This window comes from Jeotgalibacillus soli (assembly GCF_000829435.1).
GTDB lineage: Bacteria > Bacillota > Bacilli > Bacillales > Jeotgalibacillaceae > Jeotgalibacillus > Jeotgalibacillus soli.
In genome coordinates, this window is sequence record NZ_JXRP01000009.1 from 152,273 (window position 1) to 174,357 (window position 22,085).

Genomic DNA, 22,085 nt, shown 5'->3' on the forward strand with positions numbered 1-22,085 from the left:
CTGCCAAGGAGGAATATGCATGAAAGCTAAGGCTGCTGTAACATTTGGAAAAGGAGAGCCTTTTCGAATAACAGATATTAAAATTGACGATCCGAAGCCTGGGGAGGTATTGGTTCGCCTTGTAGGAACAGGGATATGCCACACTGATCTTCTTGCACAAAGCCAAGCCTACCCTGTTCCTCTTCCTGCTGTTTTAGGGCATGAAGGGGCTGGTGTCATTGAAAAAGTGGGACTGGGTGTAACACATATTGAAGTAGGTGATCATGTTGTATTAACGTACAGCTCCTGTGGGACGTGCGGGGGCTGTCTTAGCGGTAAAGCTTACGCTTGCGAACATTTTTATGATTTGAACTTTGGCGGCAAAATGAAGGACGGCACATGCAGATTGCATAAGGATGATCAGGATCTTTCGAACTTTTTCGGTCAATCGAGCTTTGCTTATTATTCTGTTGCATCTGTTCGCAATGTTGTGAAGGTTCCGAAGGATGTTCCGCTTGAAATGCTTGGACCGCTTGGGTGTGGAGTTCAAACGGGGAGCGGGGCCGTATTAAACAAGCTGAAGCCAAGTCCGGGTACAAGCATTGTTGTTTTTGGAACGGGCACAGTCGGATTGAGTGCAATTATGGGAGCAAATGTAGCTCATTGCGGCATCATTATTGCCGTTGATATTCAAGAAAGCCGTCTAGAACTAGCAAAGGAGATGGGTGCAACCCATACGATCAATGCAAAAGACCAGAATGTAGTGGAAGAGATTATGAAGATTACAAAAAATGGTGTCAATTATGCAATTGAAAGCAGCGGGCGGCCTGAAAATTCACGTTTTGCCGTTGACTCTCTTGCTGTCTTAGGAACAACTGTGCAGGTAGCGGGCGCTGCGCTAGGCACTGAAGTCAGCTTGGATATAAATACTATTTTGTTTGAAAGAAACTATAAGGGATTTTTGATGGGGGAAGGTGTCCCGCAGCTGTATATTCCGATGCTGATCGAGCTATATAAGCAAGGGAAATTCCCTTTTGATAAATTGATTAACTACTACACCCTAGAACAAATTAATGATGCAATCCAGGACACAAAAAACGGTACTACCATTAAAGCGATTCTAAAATTAGGAGAGGTTTAAACAAGCGTGGTGAGCGATGGCGTGTTCATCGCTCGTATTTATCAAGGCTTGCATGAAATAGATCTTTACATATCCAAGAAAAGGTTGAGGATACTTCAAGGCATAATAGTGAAGAGGTGGAGGGAATGACCCTAGTTCGGCTTGGCTATGCGGCAATGAGTATGAATGTGAAAAATTGTTCTCCTTCACAAACGGTAACGTATGCCCAATTTATGAAAATGAAGGACCGAGAAGCTGCGATGAATAAGCTCGAGAAAGTTGCCGGATCGAATTTAACAAACTGTTTGAGGCTGCTGCGTCATAACGCTGCCCATGACATTGATTTTTTTCGCTTAAGCTCGAGGTTGATTCCGCTCGCAAACCATCCTGATCTTCAGGGCTGGAATTATATGCTGCCTTTAGATGCGGTTCTTAATACGGTTCGTACGTATCTTTTGGAACATCCTTCTATAAGGATTGATTTTCATCCTGATCATTTTGTCGTCTTGAATACAAAGGATTCAAATACATTTCAAACTGTGTTAAAAACGCTAAAAATGCATCATCAGCTGCTAAAAGGAATGGGAATTGACCCTGAGCACCGCTGTGTTCTCCATGTGGGCGGTGGTTATGGTAATAAAGAGAAAGCATTAGAGCAATTCATTCATAATTGGGGACTTATCCCCTTCCGGCTTCAGAAAATGATACTGCTGGAAAATGATGATACGACTTTTACGCTAAGAGAAACTCTATATCTGTGTGAAAAACTTGGCATTCCCCTGGTGTTTGATTACCATCACCATCTAGCGCATCATGAAGAAGGAGTATCCTGGGAGAAGGACTGGGAACGTGTGGTGGATACATGGAAGGGGTCGAAGCTTCCCCTGAAGATGCATATTTCAAGTCCGAGGTCAGAAAAAGCTTTTAGAGCACACGCTGATTTTATTGATGCTAAGAATTTTATGGATTTTTTGAACCAAATTAAAGGAAGTGTCTCTCAAATCGATATCATGATTGAAGCGAAAAGAAAAGATGATGCTTTGTTCGAGCTGATGAGGGATCTGTGTCAAGAGTCTGGAGTTGAACCGATAAGCGGGGCAAGCTTTTATGTGAGATAAAAAATAGCAATGAGAGCTACTAAAAACAGTCAGAATGGGACTTTGTGTTTCATTCTGACTGTTTTTTAATTTGTCGTATGGAAAGTGGATACGGTCATAATCAGGACCAACGATCTAAATTCATTATTAATCAAAAATATGGGTTTATTGGTAACGATTATAGATGTGTCAACAATGATTGCGTTTACAAAATAAACCATACGAATTGTGTATTCAATCATGGCATAGATCAATACTTTTGTCTCTAGCATTCTTAGTTAATGTTAGATAATATAACATAAAAGGTTATTAATCTTAATTTTTCAAATATTTATTATTTTATGTAAGGAAATATAACATAAACTATTGTGTAATTACGGAGGATATGTTTACATTAATAACATGTAAAACACCAACGGAAACGATTACTCGTCTTTTAAAGGTTGATGATCGTTAATATAGCAGTATTTTAGAGGGTTTTTGAGTGTAGTTAAGGATATTTTGTTCAGAATTTTCCGCTATTTAAAGTAATGTTTATGTAAGTAAATATTACATACCATTTTGGTTGAATTAAAGAGGAGGAACACCAAATGAAAAAGAAAAAATTGGTTCTTATCGGGAATGGTATGGCTGGTGTCAGGACAATTGAAGAAGTATTGAAAGTATCAAAGGAATCATTTGAGATCACGATTTTCGGGAGCGAACCACATCCAAACTATAACCGAATTTTACTTTCCAAGGTGCTCCAAGGAGATACAAATATTAAAGATATTACTTTAAATAATTTGGACTGGTATGAAGAAAATAAAATTCAATTATATACGGGAGAAACGGGCTTTATGTCGGCGGTAACGGCGGAACGCATGTATGCGGAGGGGATTTCAACGCAATGAATTAAATGCACGTATGGATGAGGCTTTATCTGTCTATAAGGATCCATGGAAAGAAGTCGTTGAAAATGAAAAAACAAAAAATGAGTTGTTCAATGTCGTTACGTCATAAAAAACAATTCGAAAAGGGGGAATGATCATATGGTGAGCAAAGATACCACGAGATTATTGATCGGTTCCGTACACAATCTTCCGGAACGCTTAGGGAAAACGGTTCGTATCGGAGAAAAAGAAGTGGCTGTTTTCAGACTATCAAGCGGACGCTTTCGTGCAGTGGAAAATCGCTGTCCCCATAAAGGGGGAGTGTTCAGCGAAGGTATGGTAAGCGGTGAGTTTGTATTCTGTCCCATGTATGACTGGAAAATATGCCTAGATGACGGAAATGTACAGGCGCCGGATAAGGGCTGTGTTAAAACGTATAAAACAGAGGTAGAAGGAGAAAATGTCTATTTTCTGTTTTGATTCACCAACAAATAGGATGGCCTAAAAATAGATTATCCCATCCTCGGTAGATTGACGGTTACAAAGTATATGGTCCGTTGTGAGTCTATTTTATGTTTGTACGAGATTTTGGCTTTGGGGGAAGCCTGTTATAACTCATTTAGGTATCACAAAGGAGCGAGGATTAAGTATGGGAATAAAAAAGGGAAAAGTTTATATTGTGGGAGCTGGTCCAGGGGATCCGGAGCTAATAACGCTGAAAGCGATGAAATGTCTGAAGAGGGCAGATATTATTTTTTATGACCGGCTGGTGAATCCTGAATTGCTGAAATATGGCAAGGAGGGAGCTGAATTTATCTATTGCGGGAAAGCGACGGGGGATCACTGTATTTCCCAGGAAACGATCAATCAGCTTTTGGTTGAAAAATCTCTTGCAGGAGAAACGGTCGTTTGCTTAAAAGGTGGTGATCCTTTCATCTTTGGACGTGGAGCCGAAGAGGCAGGTGCATTGGCTCAAAATGGCATTGAATTCGAAATTGTTCCGGGTATTACCTCTGGAATTGCTGCCCCTGCATATGCCGGCATCCCAATTACCCATCGTGAGTTAAGTCAATCCTTTGCTGTTGTAACGGGTCATTGTATGAATGGTAAACCGATCGATGTCAATTGGTTTTATTTGGCGCGCGGAGTAGACACGATTTTAGTGTATATGGGAATAAAAAATCTTCCTTATATATGCAGTAAGCTCAAATCCTGTGGTAAAAATCCAGCAACGCCTGTTGCCGTTATTCAGCAAGGAACGACAGGAGATCAGCGGACGGTTATAGGAACGCTGGAAACCATTGCAGGGATCGTCGAGGAAAACCAACTCTCTAATCCGGCCGTGATCATTATAGGTGAGGTTGTGAAATTATCTCCAACCTTATCGTGGTTTCAAAAAAATATAATTGATAAGGCATTAATCAGGTAAAAGGGTAAATATAGGGGTCCATCTTCCGCGATGGACTCTCGTTATTGAAATAAGGCTGCAAATTAACCTGCACAATACTTCACTGACTTTTACATAAAAATAAACCTTCCAAAGGAGAGATGTTATGAAGCTGGCAGACTTAAAAAAGAACGGTCACGCACCATCATTATTTGCATCCTTTTTATACTTTGATGTCAGTTTTGTGATTTGGGTTTTGCCAGGTGCACTTGGTGTGTATATTACGAACGATTTTGGTCTATCTCCTGCAGAAAAAGGACTTTAAAAATGAGCGACTTTTTCAGCAGCCTACGCAGAGCGTCTGACCGCCCATGGAAAGCGAACGCCTGCAGCGGAAATCAACAGGCAAGTTTAACAGAGTCTTAAATAAAAAAGCAATCTAGGTGCTAGATTGCTTTTTTATAGGTCAAAATATGGAATTTTTATGAATGGTATTAGAATGATAGAAAACCGGGTACTACATAACAAGAAAGAATTTTAAGTGTAAAGGGAGGAAGGACAATGAAAAAATCAACAAAAAATATAATGGCTGGATCTATTTTATCTGCAGGTGCAGCGGTCGCGGTAGCTGCCTATCAAAAGAAAAAGAAAGGTGAGTCATCACGTGAAAGCTTTGAAGTGCTTGAAGATACAGATATGAGAAACAGTGAAAAAGTCGATCAAGAAGAAAGTGTGAATGCAGCTCAAGAAGCGGAGGAAGCAGGTCTGACAAAATTGGACTCAGCATACAGAGCCGACTGGCAGGCGAATGGTTTTCCGCAAACGCATCAGGAAATGGAAGAATTAGAGAAAGAAGAGCAAAAATAATGGAGCCTTTAACCCTCGGCAATCTTTTTATGGAAGCCGAGGGTTAAAGGATGTCAAAAATGAATTTAATACCAATGGCTACTCTGTAATCGGATGAATCAGCCTTGCATGAACCAAGCGTTGGCGAACCGCAATACCGATCCAAGCAGCTAGAAATGCTTTAATGAGCCCGACAACAAGAAATGGATAAACACCAGCTGCCATCGCAGCAGGCCAGCTCATTTCAAGTAAAATTTTTAAATAAATAGTACCGAAAGCGAGCGTTACGATCATACCGGCGATATTGGCGACAAGTGCTAGTAGAAGAGTATAGGATGTTTTCTCCAGTATCCAGCCGGTGACAAAAGCGGCCGCGATGAAGCCGAAAATATACCCTCCTGTTGGCCCAACAAGAACATGAGCTCCTCCGCTAAAGCCCGCGAATACGGGAACACCTGCTGCACCAATAAGCATATACACAATCATGGAAATCGCTCCATAGCGACTCCCTAAAATGGTTGCTGCAAGGCCTACAGCGAGCGTTTGTCCACTAATTGGTATAAGCGGAAGCGGAATTTCCACTTGGGCCAAAATCGCGGTGATTGCAGCAAAAATTCCGCAGTTAATCAACATTCTTAATCGTTGTCTCTCCATAACACACCTCTTTTGTAAACTTATATATCAATTAAGTTAACACAAATGGTGGAAGTTGACTATTATATTTTAAAAATAGCTAGAAAAATGGATACAGAAAGATTTTGTAGAGAAAACGAAAACAAAAAAAATGATAGCGATTGGACTCCCAACCGCCATCATCCCTTTTATTAAATCACGCCTTGCGTCATCATAGCATCTGCAACTTTGATGAATCCAGCAATGTTGGCACCTACGACTAAGTTACCTGGATGGCCGTATTCTTCAGCTGCTTTCATGCTGTTTTGATAAATATTTGTCATAATTTGTTGAAGCTTTGCATCGACTTCTTCAAAGGTCCATGACAGTCTCATGCTGTTTTGAGCCATTTCTAATGCTGAAACGGCTACACCGCCCGCATTTGCTGCTTTTGCAGGACCGAAAAGAACGTTGTTTTCCAAGAATACGTCAATTGCTTCAAGTGTAGATGGCATATTTGCGCCCTCACCAATTGCTTTTACACCATTGGCAATTAAAAGCTGAGCAGCCATTGAGTCGAGTTCATTTTGAGTTGCACATGGCAGCGCGATATCACAAGGAATCGACCAGATGCCTTCACATCCTGCATGGTATTGTGCATGAGGGTGCTCAAGAATATATTCAGAGATTCTTCCTCTTTCAACCTCTTTAATTCGTTTAACCGTTGCAAGATTAATGCCATTAGGATCGTAAACATAACCGCCGGAATCACTGCAAGCGACCACTTTAGCGCCTAATTGATTTGCTTTGTCAATCGCATAAATCGACACATTACCAGAGCCGGAAACAACTACTGTGCTTCCATCAAAGCCAAGTCCTTTGTCTTTCAGCATTTCTTCAACAAAGTAGACGGTACCGTATCCTGTAGCTTCTGTTCTGGTTAAGCTTCCGCCGTAGCCAAGCCCTTTCCCTGTTAATACGCCAGCTTCAAAGCTTCCGCGCATCTTTTTATATTGTCCAAACATATAGCCGATTTCTCTTGCACCTACGCCGATATCACCAGCTGGTACATCAATATCCGGGCCGATATGCTGGCTTAGCTCCATCATAAAGCTTTGCGTAAATCTCATCACTTCGCCATCTGATTTTCCCTTAGGATCGAAATCAGAGCCGCCTTTTCCTCCACCAATTGGAAGACCAGTAAGAGAATTTTTCAAGATTTGTTCAAATCCCAAAAATTTAATAATACTAGCATTAACGGACGGGTGGAATCGCAAGCCGCCTTTGTAAGGTCCAATATTGCTATTGAACTGAACACGGAATCCGCGATTAACTCTTACTTTTCCTTGATCATCTACCCAAGGAACTCTGAAGGTAATAATTCTCTCAGGCTCCGATATTCTTTCAAGTATACCGTTATCCATATATTTAGGGTGCTTTGCAAATACTGGGACAAGTGAATCAAAAATTTCCTTAACAGCCTGATGAAACTCGCTTTCATTAGGATTACGCTTTTTTACTGCTTCAAATACTTCACTTACATAATCTTTTGCTGTCTGCATGGCATCTTGTTGGATTTGTACAGTGGTCATCGTGATGTCATTCGCTCCTCTAAATATAAATTCAATTGCGTGGATATTGATGAGTATTGTACATGATTCTATAATAGTTTGAAAATACTTTTTTTAGCACAGTAATAAATTTTTTTGAGAGAGTAGAAGCTTGGAAAACTGTGGGTAAGTATTATAAATTATGTATAAAAATTTATTTTTTTAATTTTTAGGTATTATTCGACAATTAAATTACTAGGTAATAATATATTTTTTTGTTCTTTATAAAGTATTCTGTGTTATAATTCATTTTAGTTTACATAGTTCAAAAACATCTATTTTTTTGCTTAATTCGTTCTTTATTAAGAATAAGAAATTTTTTCAACATATGAAAGGTGGTGAACAAATGAAAAAAACATGGAAGAAGCCGGAATTGGAAGTGCTTGATGTTAGTATGACGATGAAAGGGTTCGGTCCTCCGAAAAAAGACTGGGATGACTGGTGGAAAAATAAAGATCCAGGTGAGGACTCTGAACTGGGAAGTTAAGATTGTTTATCAAAACCCTTATACAAACAAGACGTATAAGGGTTTGGTCAGATTGGACTTAACAGCTGAAATATAATGCTTATTCCATATAATACAGGGTGGTTATAAACATGTACGAAATCGTAAGAACATCCCGTCAGCAAAAGGAATTTGAAGAGACGTGGGAATATTTCTGCAACAAATATAACTGGTACAATGATCCGTACGCTAAAAATGGGATTCGGTATAATCTGCTGTTACCTGGAACAGAAACAAAAAGACGAAAAAAAATAATTGGAACCATTGAATTTATCCCCTATAATCCAACGAATCCTCACAGCACAGTTGAAGGACCAAATCGGTTTGGATTTTCTACTTATGAAGAGATCAGGCTCCATCAGCATCGTACATGGGAGATTGATAAACTCTGTCTTCATAAAGAATATCATCGCCGTGGCTTCTTCCACATTTTCATGCACGTGTTTCATAATCATGCGAAAACCAACTCTCCCAAATACTATTTGGCTTTAGTGGAAAAGAAGTTTTTTAGAATGCTTAAGATTTCTTTTGGTCTAGGTGTGGAACAAAAAGGTGAAGAGCTTACTGGTCCGGGTACGACGCTCGTCCCAGTCGTTTTTGATATAGAGAAAATGATGCAGGATGAGGAAACAGTAAGGAAATTATTAGAAATGAGCAATCATCTACAAAAAAAGAGCAGCAATAAAGGTTTTTTAAAAAAGATATTCAGCATGGTCTGAGTCTGTAAATAATCTTGCATGTTTCGTTCGTTATAAAATATGAAAATTCTTTCCAGTAGAAATTTTAATCTAGGGTGCTAATACTGTGTTTGCTAAATGAATAGATAAAAGGCAGTTACTTTTTATCACGAAAATCTAAAACTCTATTGACATGTTCTTTATAAAGAACTAATATAATAAAGAACCTAATACTCTAAATTTTATAAGCTGGCGCAAGAGTTAGCTTAACTAGGGTAATAGGGATCATTTTGTTCGTTATATAGAACGTTATTTTTACTCTAGTGAACTTTCATTTATAAAATTTATTAAGTAAAGGTGGTTTCTATGACTAGAATCAACCCCGTAAACTATATTGAAAACACGAAGGGGAAAGATATTAATTTAAAAGAGTATTACGAAGTCATCAAGAAACGTATTTTGCTTATTGTTGCCCTTATTATAATTGCAACAACAGCAGGTTACTTTTATAACAGTCAGAATGAAGTACTGCTGTATCAGACCTCCACTAGAATAATTATTGGTCCTGAAGCGCCGGACATGCAGACGCTGATGGTTATGATAAAAGATCCGATTATTATGGAGAAAGTGCGAGATGAGCTGCAGCTGGACAGATCAGCCAGCGGGATTGCCGGATCAATTGCTGCTAATAGAATTGATGAATCACGTATCGTTGAAATTTTAGTCACTGATACAGATCCATACCTTGCTGCGGATATTGCAAATGCGACAGCCAGAATCTATAAAAGTGAGATTGTCAATTTGTTGGCGTTTGAGGATGTTCAATTGTTATCCCCGGCAGCAGCAAATCCCTCTCCAATTAATGAGACGGGAAATCGATTCGTCATTTTTGCGTTTGTTTTCGGGCTGCTTCTGGGACTAGGACTTGCCTTCCTGCTGGATTCCTTAGATGGAACGATTAAAAGGGAACGTGAGGTTGAAGAAATTTTAGGCGTACCGGTAATTGGTGTTATTTCAAACATGAATAAGAAGAAGTTTATAAAACAAAGAAATAAACAACCCGATTTAAAACTGCGAGGTGAGACGGTTGATCTTAAATAAGAGGAATCGAACAACAATACAAAAAAGCAATCTCGTTACGTATTTGAATCCGGATTCTATGATCTCTGATCAATTTCGAACGATCAAGATCAATATTCAATTTTTAACAAAAGAGAAAAAGAATCGGGTATTCCTGATTACTTCTCCAGGAAAAGGAGAAGGGAAATCAACGACAACCGCAAATTTAGCTGTTTCAATGGCACAGCAAAAGCAAAAAGTACTGTTGATTGATGCTAATTTAAGAAATCCAATCATTCATTCTATCTTTAAAGTACCAAATGAGATTGGATTAACAAATGTATTGACGGGCAAAACATCGTTTGCAGAAACGGTTTGCCGCACAGAAATAGGGAAACTGGAGATTTTGACGAGTGGCTCTATATCATTTAACCCTGCAGAACTGCTGGGAAATGAATTGATGAGCGATTTGCTGCAGCGAGTAGTGAATTCGTACGATATTGTGCTAATTGATTCTCCATCTGTATTGCATTACACAGAAACGAGAGTGCTAGCTAACCAATGTGATGGTGTTGTTCTCGTCTTGCATCGGGAAAGAACGGAGCTTGAACATACCGCAGAATCAAGAAGAGTGCTTGATCTGGCACATGCCAAACTGGTGGGCGCCATTATTAATGAAAGTAAATAGTGTAATTTTCGGCTTGATTGTTCGTTTTAAAGAACAATTATGTTCGTTATAAGATTAAATGAAATTGGTGAAGCCTACTTGCCTTTATCTAAGTAGGCACTCGGTCATGCTGTGGGTTGAAAGATACCTTAGACGCAAGTCGTCGAAAGTGTGGTGTGAGGATGGGTTGGATGCCCATTTTATTATTATAGAGTTCTTATGTATGTGGTTTCTATAGACCTTATACATAAGAACTTTATTATTAATTAAGGGAGTGGGCAGGGAATGGGGAATTTTGACCGTCATCCTAAATCAATTAAAAAAGCCATACGTTACATTAAACAAGATGCATCGAAAGAGCAGCTTATTGAGATTAAGAAGTTAGTAAATCAAGCCATTCAACGACGAATTCAATCACTGGAATTAGAGAACTGAACATTAATCCAGAAAGGAGGATGTACGTGACCTACCGACAGCGGCTTTCCTTATTTATCATTGTAGATTCAATTATTGTCTTAACGGCGATCTATATTAGCCAATTTCTCGTAAATGCAACCATTCACGTAATTACACTTCCACTGCTTATAAGTTCTATAACCATCTTATTATGCCATCATTTCTTTTCAGTTAGACATAAGCTTTATAAAAAAGCATGGGAATATGCAAGCATTGGTGAATTATTAATTATTTTTAAGGTTGTATCCTTTTCTATTTTCTCTGCAATAGGTGTGCAGCTTCTGGTTTTTCAGGAACTGCATTTCAGGCTGCTCGCAGTGACATGGCTCCTACATATGCTTTTAATTGGCGGTTCACGATTTGTGTGGAGAATGTACCGTGATTCTATTATTAACAAGAAAGTTTACAAGAAAAGAACATTAATCATTGGGGCAGGTTCAGCGGGAACAATGGTGGCAAGGCAATTGATAAAGAATAAGGACGGGCACCTACTGCCTATTGGATTTATTGATGATAATGTCAAAAAACATCAGCTGGATATATTCGGCATCCCTGTTATTGGCGGGGTGGAAAAAATAGAGAACATTGTGAAGGAACTGGAGATTGAGCAAATTATTATTACGATCCCATCACTTAGTAAAAAAGAATTGAATACCATTTTTCAAGAATGTGCTAAAACAAAAGCCAAAACACAAATTCTTCCTATGCTGGAAGATCTAGTAACAGGGAAGATTTCAGTAAACCAGTTTCGTGATGTACAGGTAGAGGATTTGTTAGGCAGAGACCAGGTTGATATCGACATTGAGAGTATTTCTGATTCGATTACAGATAAAGTCGTACTGGTGACGGGTGCAGGTGGGTCAATCGGTTCTGAAATATCAAGGCAAATCTCTAATTTTAAACCGAAACAATTAATCTTGCTCGGCCGCGGTGAAAACAGTATTTATACGATAGAAATGGAACTAAAAGATCGTTTTAAAAATACGGACATTGAATTTATAACAGAAATAGCCGATCTTCAGGATGCAAAAAGAATTATGTCAGTCATGAGCCAGTATAATCCCGATGTTGTTTACCATGCTGCAGCTCATAAGCATGTCCCATTAATGGAACGCAATCCGGAAGAAGCTGTGAAAAATAATCTGATTGGAACAATGAATGCTGCAAATGCCGCAAGCTGGTGCGGGGTGGGTACCTTTGTCATGATCTCAACAGATAAAGCAGTCAATCCTACTAGTGTCATGGGATCCACGAAGAGACTGGCAGAAATGATTGTACAGAATATGGATAAACACAGTGATACAAGATTTGTAGCGGTCAGGTTCGGCAATGTCTTAGGGAGCCGCGGCAGCGTCATTCCGCTGTTTAAAAAGCAAATCGAAAAAGGCGGCCCGGTGACTGTTACCCATCCCGATATGGTTCGATACTTTATGACGATTCCAGAGGCTTCAAGACTTGTTATTCAGGCTGGAGCATTAGCCAATGGCGGTGAAATCTTCGTATTAGATATGGGAGAACCAGTGAAAATCGTTGATCTTGCAAAAAATTTAATCAAACTGTCCGGATATTCCATTGACGAGATCGGTTTGGAATTTACAGGTATGAGACCGGGAGAGAAGCTATTTGAAGAATTGCTGAAGGACGATGAAGTGCATGAGGATCAAGTGTATCCGAAAATTCATATTGGAAAAACAGCCACACTTTATTTAGAAGAAATAGAGGAAATCCTTTCAACCTATTCTTCATTAGATAGGCAGACACTGAGGACAAGACTCGTAAATCTTGCCAATAATAATGTCAGTCCTCAACCGAAGCCGATTATGTCCATTTCAGGATAATAGGAAACTGTTTATGAATAGTTAGGTTCGTTACGTCCAGATAACCATTGAATTAACTCTTCAAGCAAAAGGAATCTATTAGATGATCTTTTCTTTGTAGTAGAAACAGAGTTAACAAGATAGTTCGATACGAAATAAAAGTAAATGGGTGATAGATATGGCAAACAAAATACTGTTTTGTGCAACCGTGGATTATCATTTTAACGCTTTTCATCTTCCATACATGAGATGGTTCAAGGAGCAGGGCTGGGACGTTCATGTGGCTGCAAGCGGTGAAATAAAGCTTCCATATACAGATAAAAAATTCAACATTCCTATTCAACGGTCACCGCTTTCTGTAAAAAACATCAATGCCTATAAAGAGCTGAAAGCCATAATTGATCAAAATGAATACAGAATCATCCATGGGCATACGCCAATGGGAGGAGCACTTGCCAGAATGGCAGCAAGACAAGCGAGAGAAAAAGGAACGAAGGTAATCTATACCGCTCATGGCTTTCATTTTTGCAAAGGAGCACCTCTTCTTAACTGGCTCATTTATTACCCAATTGAAAAAATCCTTGCACGCCATACAGACTGCATGATTACGATTAATCAAGAGGACTACGCGCTGGCAGCCCGGCGTCTTAAAGCAAAGCAGATTGAACATGTTCCCGGTGTCGGAATCGATCCAAACCGATTTAAATTGCTGGACCAACAAACGAAACAAGAACGTAAAAGGTCATTTGGCTATCAGCCGGATGACTTTTTATTATTTTACGCCGCAGAGTTTAACACAAATAAAAACCAGGAATTTTTGCTTCAATCGCTAGCCTTAATTAAGGATGATATTCCAAATGCCAAACTTTTGCTTGCAGGAGAAGGGCCTTTGCTGAAGCACTGCAAGGAACAAGCCGTTAACCTGGGCATTCGCCACATGGTGGATTTCTTGGGCTTCAGAAAAGATCTCGAGAAAATTGTACCAATGTGTGACATCGCGGTCGCTTCAAGCCTCAGGGAAGGACTTCCTGTAAACATTATGGAAGCCATGGCCTGTGGATTGCCTATCGTGGCTATTGACAATAGAGGGCATAGAGAGCTTGTCCATAATAACAAAAACGGCTGGATTATTACGGATCACAATCAAGTAGAATTTTCCAACAAAATCAAGGTGCTGGCTGGGAGTGAAGAGTTGAAACAAAAGCTGGGTATGAATGGCAGGAGTATGATTTTAAAGAGGTACAGCGTTGATAAAGTTTTAGTGGAGAAAAGCAGGATTTATCGATCATATATGGCGGAAACGGAGGACATCAAGTGGGCAATCCATTAAGGGTTTTACACGCTGTAGTTAATATGAATCGTGGTGGAGCGGAAACGCTCATTATGAATTTATATCGAAATGTGGATCGTTCAAAAATTCAATTTGATTTTTTGACCTGTAAAGAGGGGATTTTTGATAAGGAAATATTGGAGATGGGCGGAAGAATTCATCGCATTCCTTATGTAACAGAAATTGGTCATACGGCTTATGTTAAGAAGTTAAATCATTTTTTTCAAAAACACTCCACTTATCAAATCATTCATTCTCATATGGATAAAATGAGCGGGCTGGTCCTTCAGGCAGCAAAAAAAGCAGCCATTCCAGTGCGGATTGCGCATAGTCATAACACTCAAAGTGAGGGAGGATTAGCTCAAAAACTGTATAAGTGGTATGTAGGAAACAAAATCAATCTCTCCGCAACCCATTTATATGCCTGCTCAGATGCTGCTGCGAAATGGTTATTCAACGAGCGCTCAAAAGAAACATATGTGTTGAAGAATGGGATTGAATGTGAAAAATATCAATTTTCATTGGATGTGCGAAGCAGGGTTCGAAATGAGCTGAGGCTTGGTTCTGAGTCGCTTGTGATTGGTCATATTGGAAGATTTAATCATCAAAAAAACCACCTGTTTTTGTTGGAGGTGTTTATGGATCTGCTTAAAGTTGTGCCTCATGCCATCCTTGTATTGGCGGGAGACGGAAAATTGAGAACAAAAATTGAAGAAAAAATAAAAGAATATGAATTGGAAGATCACGTAAAGCTGCTCGGTGTAAGGGAAGACATCCACATGCTCCTGCAAGCGTTTGATCTGTTTGTATTTCCGTCACTGCACGAAGGTCTCCCTGTGACATTGATCGAGGCTCAAGGCTCAGGTCTGCCATGCATCATTTCCAATTCAATTACAAAGGAAGCAGATATGGGAGCAGGGCTTGTTCAATATCTCTCGCTTGATGATAAAAGCGTTTGGATAGAAGCTATTTATAATACCGTGTTAAAAAAATCACCTAGAGAGATTGCAGAAAGTGCGTTAGACCAAAACGGATATAATATACGAAAAACAGCAGAGTTTACACAAATCTCATATTTAGCGTTAGGGGGTAGATTATTTGAAGATGTTAACGGTCTTCACCCCAACCTATAACCGGGCGTACTGCCTTCATATATGTTATGAAAGCATGAAACGGCAAACGAGTAAGGAATTCATTTGGCTCATTATTGATGATGGTTCAACAGATGAAACAAAATTACTTGTTGATAAATGGATCAATGAAAAGTTCATCCAAATAGAATATCACTGGCAGGAAAATCAAGGCATGCATGGTGCACATAACACCGCCTACGAGCTGATTGAAACGGAGTTAAATGTTTGTATTGATTCTGACGACTATATGCCGGACAATGCAGTTGAAAAAATCCTGACCTTTTGGGAGCGATACGGCAGTAATAAAGTGGCAGGTCTGATTGGCCTTGACGCTTATACAGATCAAAGCATCATAGGAACGAAATTCCCGCAGCAGATCAAACACTCCACCTTGTTTGATCTATATGAAAAGCATGGTGTAACCGGCGATAAAAAGCTTGTTTACCGAACGGAGCTAACAAGGCAATATCCATATCCTCTTTTTACAAATGAGCGGTATGTTGGACTCGATTACAAGTATCATATGATCGGCAAGCAATATGAAATGCTGTTAATGAATGAAGTGCTATGCTGTGTGGAGTATCTGCCAGATGGTTCTTCACGTAATATGCTGAACCAATATCGCAAAAATCCTAAAGGATTCGCTTTTTATCGTAAAGAGCTGATGAAATTGCCCTTTGCCAGCTCATCATTCAAATTCAGGCAAGCAATTCATTATGTATCAAGCAGTTTATTAAGCAGAAACTGGCGATTTATAAAAGAAACGCCAAGTAAAGGTTTGACGCTTCTCGCAATGCCTCTTGGGATTACGTTATATTTTTATATTACAGCAAAAACAAGGATCGCTTAGAATTTCCTTCGTCTTGGCAGTCCTTGTTTATGCTTTGAAAGGACCCTGCACATGGCGATTTTATGGATGAATCTGGCACTGGTCTTTATTTTTTCATTCTTTGCAAGATATGCTTCAACGAGTGCTGTAACAACTGTGGGAGCAGCGCCTTACACCACCATTAAACCAAACCGTTTGCTGATGCTGGGTGCCATGGCTGTGCTGGTTTTAGTCTCGGGTCTCAGGTCGAATATTGGAGATACATTTAATTATAGAAATATATATGTAGATAATGAATTTACATGGGAATATGTTTTAGGAGAAAAAGATATAGGCTTTGGCATTCTGCAAATGCTGTTAAAGCAGCTATCAGCTGATCCGCAAATCATGATTTTCACTTCTGCCTTGATAACTAATGTACTTATTGTATTTGTTCTATATAAATATTCAAGAATGTTTGAATTAAGCTTGTTTGTATATATCACGGGCGGGTTGTTTTTAGTGTCTATGAATGGCATTAGACAAACACTAGCGGCGGCAATTGCATTTACTGCCTTAAAGTATTTGATAGATGGAAGCTGGAAAAAATATATGCTAGCTGTCATTTTCGCTTCCTTGTTTCATCAAAGTGCCCTCGTTTTAATACCAATTTATTTTATTGTTCGTTTCAAAGCTTGGTCGAAGGCAACCGTTGCGCTTGTGTTATTGTCCATTGTCATTGTTATCGGCTTTGAACAATTCTCATCCGTATTATTTTCGGCGATTGAAGATACGCAATACGGGGCCTACAAGGAATTTGATGAAGGGGGAGCCAGCACTATTAGGGTGGCGGTAACAGCAGTTCCTTTATTGATCGCCTATCTGGGAAGAGAAAAATTAAAAAGAATATTTCCGCTTAGTGATATCATTGTTAATCTTGCATTACTCAATTTAGTTTTTATGATCGTATCAACTCAAAGCTGGATTTTTGCCAGATTCTCCATTTATTTTGGGCTTTATCAATTAATTCTAATTTCCTGGGTCGTAAAGCTGTTCCGGGAAAAGGATCAAAAGTTTGTTTATTTTGGAATCATCGTTTGTTACTTATTTTATTATTACTATGAGAGTGTCGTAAGCTTAGGCATCCTCTATAAAAGCAATTACTTAATCTGGTAGGACAACGATGAATGAAAACGAACGGAGGCATAGGCTGACGTTCGTTTTTTAATTTAAGGCTTTGTTAAACGTGTTTGTTAATTTCCGCTTCAGGCTCTTGCTTTCCGCGGGGCGGGCGGTGAGCCTCCTCGGTGCAGATGCACCTGTGGGGTATCATCTGTCCCGCTTCGGCCCGCAGGAGTCTCACGCCTTGCGCTACAATAAACGCATGCAAAAATCAACAATGGACTTTAATTTATAAAAGACGGGGGAATGGTGAAATGGCGATACTTGTTACTGGGGGAGCCGGCTATATTGGCAGTCATACATGTGTAGAGCTGTTGAACGAGGGGCATGAGATCATTGTGGTGGATAATTTCTCGAATAGTAAGCCGGAATCATTAAGAAGGGTATCTGAAATCACGGGGAAGCATTTCAAGATATATGATGTTGACCTTCTGGAAAAAGAAGACCTGGAAAGAGTATTTGAAAAAAATCAAATTGAGGCTGTCATTCATTTTGCCGGTCTTAAAGCGGTCGGTGAGTCGGTTGCGGTCCCTCTTACATATTATCAAAATAATGTAATTGGCACTGTCATTCTTTGTGAAACGATGAAGAAATTCGGGGTGACGAAGCTCGTATTCAGTTCATCAGCTACTGTCTACGGGGCTACCGACCAGGTTCCTATTTCCGAGGAAATGCTGCTTGGAGCAGTCAATCCATACGGGCGCACAAAGCATATGATTGAAGAGATTTTGCGGGATGTTTATCATGCAGAACGGACGTGGAGCATTGCTTTATTACGTTATTTTAATCCAATCGGGGCACATGAGAGCGGCAAAATTGGAGAGGATCCAAATGGTATACCGAATAACCTAATGCCATATATTTCACAAGTGGCGGTTGGGAAATTGGAGAGATTGAGTATTTATGGAGAAGATTACTCAACAAAGGATGGCACGGGTGTAAGGGATTACATTCATGTTTGTGATTTGGCAGAGGGGCATCTGAAAGCATTAAATAAAGTGCGGTCAACAAATGGTGTAGAAGCTTACAACCTTGGAACTGGAAGAGGCTGCAGCGTTTTGGAAATGGTCAAAGCATTTGAAAAAGCATCTGGGAAAAAGATTCCTTATACCATTGTGGAGCGTCGCCCGGGTGATGCTGCAATTTGCTATGCCGATGTTACGAAGGCAAGAGATGAATTGAACTGGGTTGCAGGAAGAGATTTAAAGGAAATGTGTGAAGATACGTGGAAATGGCAGCTAAATAACCCAAATGGCTATAGCGAAAAGCTGGAAATTATAATTCAAAGCAGACCCCCGGTGCAAAATGATGCGGCGGGCTTTTTAATGTCTAACTAAGCGAGGGGTTGGGTGATGAAACGATCAATGGATTTTGTGATTGCTCTGACATTGTTAATCTTGGTCTCACCGGTGCTGCTGGCTGTTGCTTTGGTCATCAAAATAAAGATGGGTGGTCCTGTCCTATTTAAACAGCAGCGGCCTGGTTTACATGGGAAGCCGTTCTATCTTTATAAATTTCGTACAATGATTGATTTGTATGATCGAAATGGTAAAGCATTGTCTGATCAGATGAGGTTAACGGCTGTAGGTGAAGTGCTTCGCAAATACAGCTTAGACGAGCTTCCACAGCTTATGAATGTGGCCAAAGGAGAAATGAGTCTCGTTGGACCCAGACCGCTGTTAATGGAATATTTATCTCTTTATACGGAAGAACAGGTGACGAGACACAATGTGAGACCGGGGATAACAGGATGGGCGCAAATCAATGGCCGCAATGCGATTACGTGGGATGAGAAATTTAATCTGGATGGATGGTATGTGAAAAATCGCAGCATTTTTCTTGATTGTAAAATCCTTTTCTTAACATTGAAAAAGGTTGTGAGAAAAGAAGGGATTCATCAGCAAGGACATGTATCAATGGATAAATTCAAAGGCTCAGAAGAAGTGATCTAGCATGGAGATCATCATAGTAGGAAACGGCGGACATAGTAAAGTCATTCAGGACATGATTGATTCATTAAAAAACGATTCAGTTGTTGCGATTTTAGATGATAAATACCAGGTCGAATTCGAACAAAATGGAATCAAGTACGGACCGCTTTCATTGATAAGGAAGTACCTGTATTTACACACAAAGGTTGTCATCGCGATAGGAAATAATAAGATACGAAAAAAGATTGTTCATTCCTTGGCTTTGAAATCAGATCAGTATGCGACACTCATTCATCCTTCGGCAGTTGTGAGCTCAAATGCCAAGATTGGAAATGGAACGGTCATCATGCCGAATGCAGTGATTAATACAGAGGCACAAATTGGGGAGCATTGCATTATTAACAGCAGCGCCATTGTCGAGCATGAAAATCAAATTGGTCATTATACCCATCTCTCACCAAATGTCACGCTAACCGGAAATGTAACGGTTAGTGAAGGCGTGCATATCGGAGCAGCAGCTACTGTTATTCCTAATATCACTATTGGCCGATGGTCGGTAATTGGAGCCGGTTCAACCGTCATTCAATCGATCCCGGCAAACTGCACGGCGGTAGGATCACCAACAAGAATTATTGAGAAAATCGTGATACAAGATAAATTTATTATTTAAGGCGGTGGTTTTTTGATGACATCCAGAATCTATTTATCTGCACCACATATGAGCGGCGAGGAACAGCGTTATATAAAAGAAGCGTTTGAATCAAACTGGATTGCCCCTCTAGGACCAAATGTAGATGCTTTTGAAAAAGAGCTTTCCGCATACGCAGGAGTCAATGAAGCCATTGCCGTCAGTTCAGGAACGGCAGCGATTCATTTGGCTCTTTCTTTGTTGGATGTCAAAAAAGGAGACAAAGTATTTTGTTCCACGCTAACGTTTGTGGCAAGTGCCAGCCCTATTATTTATCAGGGAGCCGAGCCGGTTTTTATCGATTCAGAGCCGCAGACATGGAATATGTCACCGGGGGCATTGGAGAGAGCCTTACAAGAGGCGAAATTGGAAGGAAACCTGCCAAAAGCAATCATTGTCGTTAATCTATATGGGCAAAGTGCAAAGATGGATGAGATTGTTGCTCTTTGTAATTTGTATAACATTCCGATGATTGAGGATGCAGCGGAATCCCTCGGTTCTACTTATAAAGAAAAGGCAAGCGGGACATTCGGCCGGTTTGGCATCTACTCCTTTAATGGCAACAAAATTATTACAACCTCCGGCGGAGGGATGCTGATCTCAAATGATGCAGTGGCCATTCAAAGAGCGCGCTTCCTAGCTGCTCAGGCGCGTGATCCAGCGCCACATTATCAGCACAGCAAGCTAGGGTACAACTACCGTCTGAGCAATATTTTGGCGGGGGTTGGAAGAGCACAATTGATGGTATTGCAGGACCGGGTAGAGAGAAGAAGAGTGATCTTTAAACGTTATTACGAGGAACTCGCCCAAATGCCGGGAGTTACATTTATGCCGGAATTGGAAAATACGCGAACAAATCGCTGGTTGACTGCCTTTACCTTAAATGAAGAAACAGCAGGGGTAACAGTGAAGGAGCTTTTGGATGTGCTCAATGAAAACAATATCGAAGCACGACCAGTATGGAAGCCGCTTCATTTGCAGCCCCTTTTTATGGAAGCCGCCTATTATCCTCATGGCAAAAATGAGCATATAGCGGAACAGCTATTTCATACAGGAATTTGTCTTCCATCTGGATCAAACATGACAGAAGACGAACAAACGAGAGTCATTCACTGTCTTAAAGGTGCATTTAGCGGAGTCATCGATAAGGAAGGAATAGGATGATATCAGAAAATAAGAGGTATAGATGAATGATAGGGAGAAAAATCCATAAAATCCGAAAAAAAAGAGGACTTACTTTATCAGAGCTCGCCGATCGAGCAAATATCTCCAAATCTTATTTAAGCAATATCGAACGAAACTTAAAACAAAATCCTTCCATTTTAGTAATGGAAAAAATTGCAACGGTGCTGGATGTTGAACTTCATACATTGCTTGAAATAACGTCCGATTCAACAATGCAGCCGGAAAGCGCATGGGTTGAGTTCGCCAGAGAGCTGCAAGAGTCCGGAATTGAAAAAGAACAGCTAAAGGATTATAAAACCGTCCTGGAGTTTATTAAATGGCAAAACAGAAACTGTGAAGGGAAAAATAATGTGTAGGCAGTAAGGAGAGGGATGAAAAATGGAACATGATAAAATTCCAAAACTTATTCATTATTGTTGGTTTGGGAGAAACGAAAAGCCAGATATCGTAAAAAGATGTATAAAAAGTTGGAAAGAACAACTATCAGAGTATAAATTTATTGAATGGAATGAAAAAAGTTTCGATATAAATTCGAATCTTTTTGTAAAGGAAGCATACACATCAAAAAAGTTCGCATTCGTAAGTGATTATGTAAGGGTACATGCTTTGTATCATTATGGAGGAATATATTTAGACACGGATGTAGAAGTTTTTAAGCCCTTTAATGATTTATTACACAATGAATCCTTTTGGGGATTTGAACAAGAAAACTTCATCGCAACGAGTACGATTGGGGCAGAAAAAGGAAATAAATTCATAAAAAGATTATTAGATTACTATCAAGACAAACATTTTATTCTTGGTGATAATAACTTTGATCAGTTAACAAATGTAGCCATTGTAACTAATATGTTAGAAAAAATAGGACTCAAAAAAAATGGGCAATATCAAAACATCATTGGCATCGGTGTTTTTTATCCTCAAACTTATTTCTCACCTTATGACTATATAAATTGTAGGAAATTTCTTACTGAAGATACGTATACTATGCATCACTTTTATAAAAGCTGGTTACCGACAACTGCAAGATTAAAAAGCAATGTAAGGTTATTAACTTCTAAAATTATCGGTGGAAACAATTTAGCCAGAATAAGAAAAATTGTTTCACGACCATAGGAGGTACT

23 protein-coding genes and 2 pseudogenes are annotated in these 22,085 nt (G+C 39.6%); 23 read left to right on the forward strand and 2 right to left on the reverse strand.

Annotated elements, in window-relative coordinates; translation table 11 throughout:
• Window positions 1-19 precede the first annotated feature (19 nt).
• The 7 genes and pseudogenes from KP78_RS03810 to KP78_RS03835 all read left to right on the forward strand — a co-directional run bounded on the left by KP78_RS03810 (window position 20) and on the right by KP78_RS03835 (window position 5,322).
• Entirely contained in the window at window positions 20-1,120 is a 1,101-nt protein-coding gene (locus tag KP78_RS03810) for an NAD(P)-dependent alcohol dehydrogenase (protein ID WP_041086453.1), read from the forward strand.
• A 125-nt stretch (window positions 1,121-1,245) separates the two neighbouring features.
• Window positions 1,246-2,217, forward strand: coding sequence for a UV DNA damage repair endonuclease UvsE (gene uvsE / locus KP78_RS03815; RefSeq protein ID WP_041086454.1), 972 nt, complete (start codon window positions 1,246-1,248; stop codon window positions 2,215-2,217).
• Between the two features lie 569 nt (window positions 2,218-2,786).
• Window positions 2,787-3,029, forward strand: a pseudogene (locus KP78_RS03820) (FAD-dependent oxidoreductase); the annotation flags it as partial.
• 198 nt (window positions 3,030-3,227) lie between these two features.
• The gene (gene nirD, locus KP78_RS03825) at window positions 3,228-3,548 is read left to right on the forward strand and encodes a nitrite reductase small subunit NirD (RefSeq protein WP_041086458.1); all 321 of its coding nucleotides are present in this window, start codon (window positions 3,228-3,230) and stop codon (window positions 3,546-3,548) included.
• Window positions 3,549-3,723: 175 nt separating this feature from the next.
• Complete coding sequence (cobA, locus tag KP78_RS03830; protein WP_041087450.1) at window positions 3,724-4,497, forward strand: uroporphyrinogen-III C-methyltransferase; 774 nt, start codon at window positions 3,724-3,726, stop codon at window positions 4,495-4,497.
• A 124-nt stretch (window positions 4,498-4,621) separates the two neighbouring features.
• Window positions 4,622-4,777 (forward strand): annotated as a pseudogene (locus KP78_RS19525) (MFS transporter); the annotation flags it as partial.
• Window positions 4,778-5,016: 239 nt separating this feature from the next.
• Window positions 5,017-5,322, forward strand: a complete 306-nt coding sequence (locus KP78_RS03835) for a hypothetical protein (protein ID WP_041086459.1) — start codon at window positions 5,017-5,019, stop codon at window positions 5,320-5,322.
• A gap of 78 nt (window positions 5,323-5,400) precedes the next feature.
• Here the strand turns inward: KP78_RS03835 and KP78_RS03840 are convergent, their stop codons facing one another.
• Together KP78_RS03840 and gdhA are read right to left on the reverse strand one after the other, a co-directional pair.
• On the reverse strand, window positions 5,401-5,955 hold the full coding sequence (locus KP78_RS03840) for a biotin transporter BioY (protein ID WP_041086460.1): 555 nt from the start codon (window positions 5,953-5,955) through the stop codon (window positions 5,401-5,403).
• Window positions 5,956-6,125: 170 nt separating this feature from the next.
• The gene (gene gdhA, locus KP78_RS03845) at window positions 6,126-7,505 is read right to left on the reverse strand and encodes an NADP-specific glutamate dehydrogenase (RefSeq protein WP_041086461.1); all 1,380 of its coding nucleotides are present in this window, start codon (window positions 7,503-7,505) and stop codon (window positions 6,126-6,128) included.
• Between the two features lie 364 nt (window positions 7,506-7,869).
• Here gdhA and KP78_RS19530 point away from each other — a divergent pair, with 364 nt between their 5' ends.
• The 16 genes from KP78_RS19530 (at window position 7,870) to KP78_RS03915 (ending at window position 22,077) form a co-directional block, all read left to right on the forward strand.
• Entirely contained in the window at window positions 7,870-8,010 is a 141-nt protein-coding gene (locus KP78_RS19530) for a paeninodin family lasso peptide (protein WP_106388527.1), read from the forward strand.
• Between the two features lie 110 nt (window positions 8,011-8,120).
• Window positions 8,121-8,747 carry a hypothetical protein gene (locus KP78_RS03850; RefSeq protein WP_041086463.1) on the forward strand — a complete coding sequence of 209 codons (627 nt, stop codon included), beginning with the start codon at window positions 8,121-8,123 and terminating at the stop codon, window positions 8,745-8,747.
• A gap of 324 nt (window positions 8,748-9,071) precedes the next feature.
• Entirely contained in the window at window positions 9,072-9,806 is a 735-nt protein-coding gene (locus KP78_RS03855; protein WP_052474526.1) for a YveK family protein, read from the forward strand.
• Between the two features lie 58 nt (window positions 9,807-9,864).
• On the forward strand, window positions 9,865-10,452 hold the full coding sequence (locus KP78_RS03860) for a CpsD/CapB family tyrosine-protein kinase (protein WP_235420830.1): 588 nt from the start codon (window positions 9,865-9,867) through the stop codon (window positions 10,450-10,452).
• A gap of 264 nt (window positions 10,453-10,716) precedes the next feature.
• Window positions 10,717-10,866 carry a hypothetical protein gene (locus KP78_RS20260; RefSeq protein ID WP_162835570.1) on the forward strand — a complete coding sequence of 50 codons (150 nt, stop codon included), beginning with the start codon at window positions 10,717-10,719 and terminating at the stop codon, window positions 10,864-10,866.
• Between the two features lie 26 nt (window positions 10,867-10,892).
• Window positions 10,893-12,725, forward strand: coding sequence for a polysaccharide biosynthesis protein (locus KP78_RS03865; RefSeq protein ID WP_041086467.1), 1,833 nt, complete (start codon window positions 10,893-10,895; stop codon window positions 12,723-12,725).
• Window positions 12,726-12,882: 157 nt separating this feature from the next.
• Window positions 12,883-14,034, forward strand: coding sequence for a glycosyltransferase family 4 protein (locus KP78_RS03870; protein WP_041086468.1), 1,152 nt, complete (start codon window positions 12,883-12,885; stop codon window positions 14,032-14,034).
• On the forward strand, window positions 14,019-15,167 hold the full coding sequence (locus KP78_RS03875; RefSeq protein WP_052474528.1) for a glycosyltransferase family 1 protein: 1,149 nt from the start codon (window positions 14,019-14,021) through the stop codon (window positions 15,165-15,167). The genes KP78_RS03870 and KP78_RS03875 overlap by 16 nt, the downstream gene beginning before the upstream one ends.
• Complete coding sequence (locus tag KP78_RS03880) at window positions 15,133-16,017, forward strand: glycosyltransferase family 2 protein (RefSeq protein WP_041086470.1); 885 nt, start codon at window positions 15,133-15,135, stop codon at window positions 16,015-16,017. Before KP78_RS03875 ends, KP78_RS03880 begins: the two co-directional genes overlap by 35 nt.
• 51 nt (window positions 16,018-16,068) lie before the next feature.
• A complete protein-coding gene (locus KP78_RS03885; protein WP_041086472.1) occupies window positions 16,069-17,151 on the forward strand; it encodes an EpsG family protein in 1,083 nt (360 codons plus the stop codon).
• A gap of 260 nt (window positions 17,152-17,411) precedes the next feature.
• Window positions 17,412-18,494, forward strand: coding sequence for a UDP-glucose 4-epimerase GalE (gene galE, locus KP78_RS03890; RefSeq protein WP_052474530.1), 1,083 nt, complete (start codon window positions 17,412-17,414; stop codon window positions 18,492-18,494).
• A gap of 15 nt (window positions 18,495-18,509) precedes the next feature.
• A complete protein-coding gene (locus tag KP78_RS03895; protein WP_041086474.1) occupies window positions 18,510-19,109 on the forward strand; it encodes a sugar transferase in 600 nt (199 codons plus the stop codon).
• Window position 19,110: 1 nt separating this feature from the next.
• Entirely contained in the window at window positions 19,111-19,758 is a 648-nt protein-coding gene (locus tag KP78_RS03900) for an acetyltransferase (protein ID WP_041086476.1), read from the forward strand.
• Between the two features lie 15 nt (window positions 19,759-19,773).
• The gene (locus KP78_RS03905) at window positions 19,774-20,940 is read left to right on the forward strand and encodes a DegT/DnrJ/EryC1/StrS family aminotransferase (RefSeq protein WP_041086478.1); all 1,167 of its coding nucleotides are present in this window, start codon (window positions 19,774-19,776) and stop codon (window positions 20,938-20,940) included.
• Between the two features lie 26 nt (window positions 20,941-20,966).
• Complete coding sequence (locus KP78_RS03910) at window positions 20,967-21,317, forward strand: helix-turn-helix domain-containing protein (RefSeq protein WP_041086480.1); 351 nt, start codon at window positions 20,967-20,969, stop codon at window positions 21,315-21,317.
• Window positions 21,318-21,339: 22 nt separating this feature from the next.
• Window positions 21,340-22,077: a glycosyltransferase family 32 protein gene (locus tag KP78_RS03915; RefSeq protein WP_041086482.1), complete on the forward strand. Its 738-nt coding sequence runs from the start codon at window positions 21,340-21,342 to the stop codon at window positions 22,075-22,077.
• The last annotated feature ends 8 nt before the right edge of the window (window positions 22,078-22,085 follow it).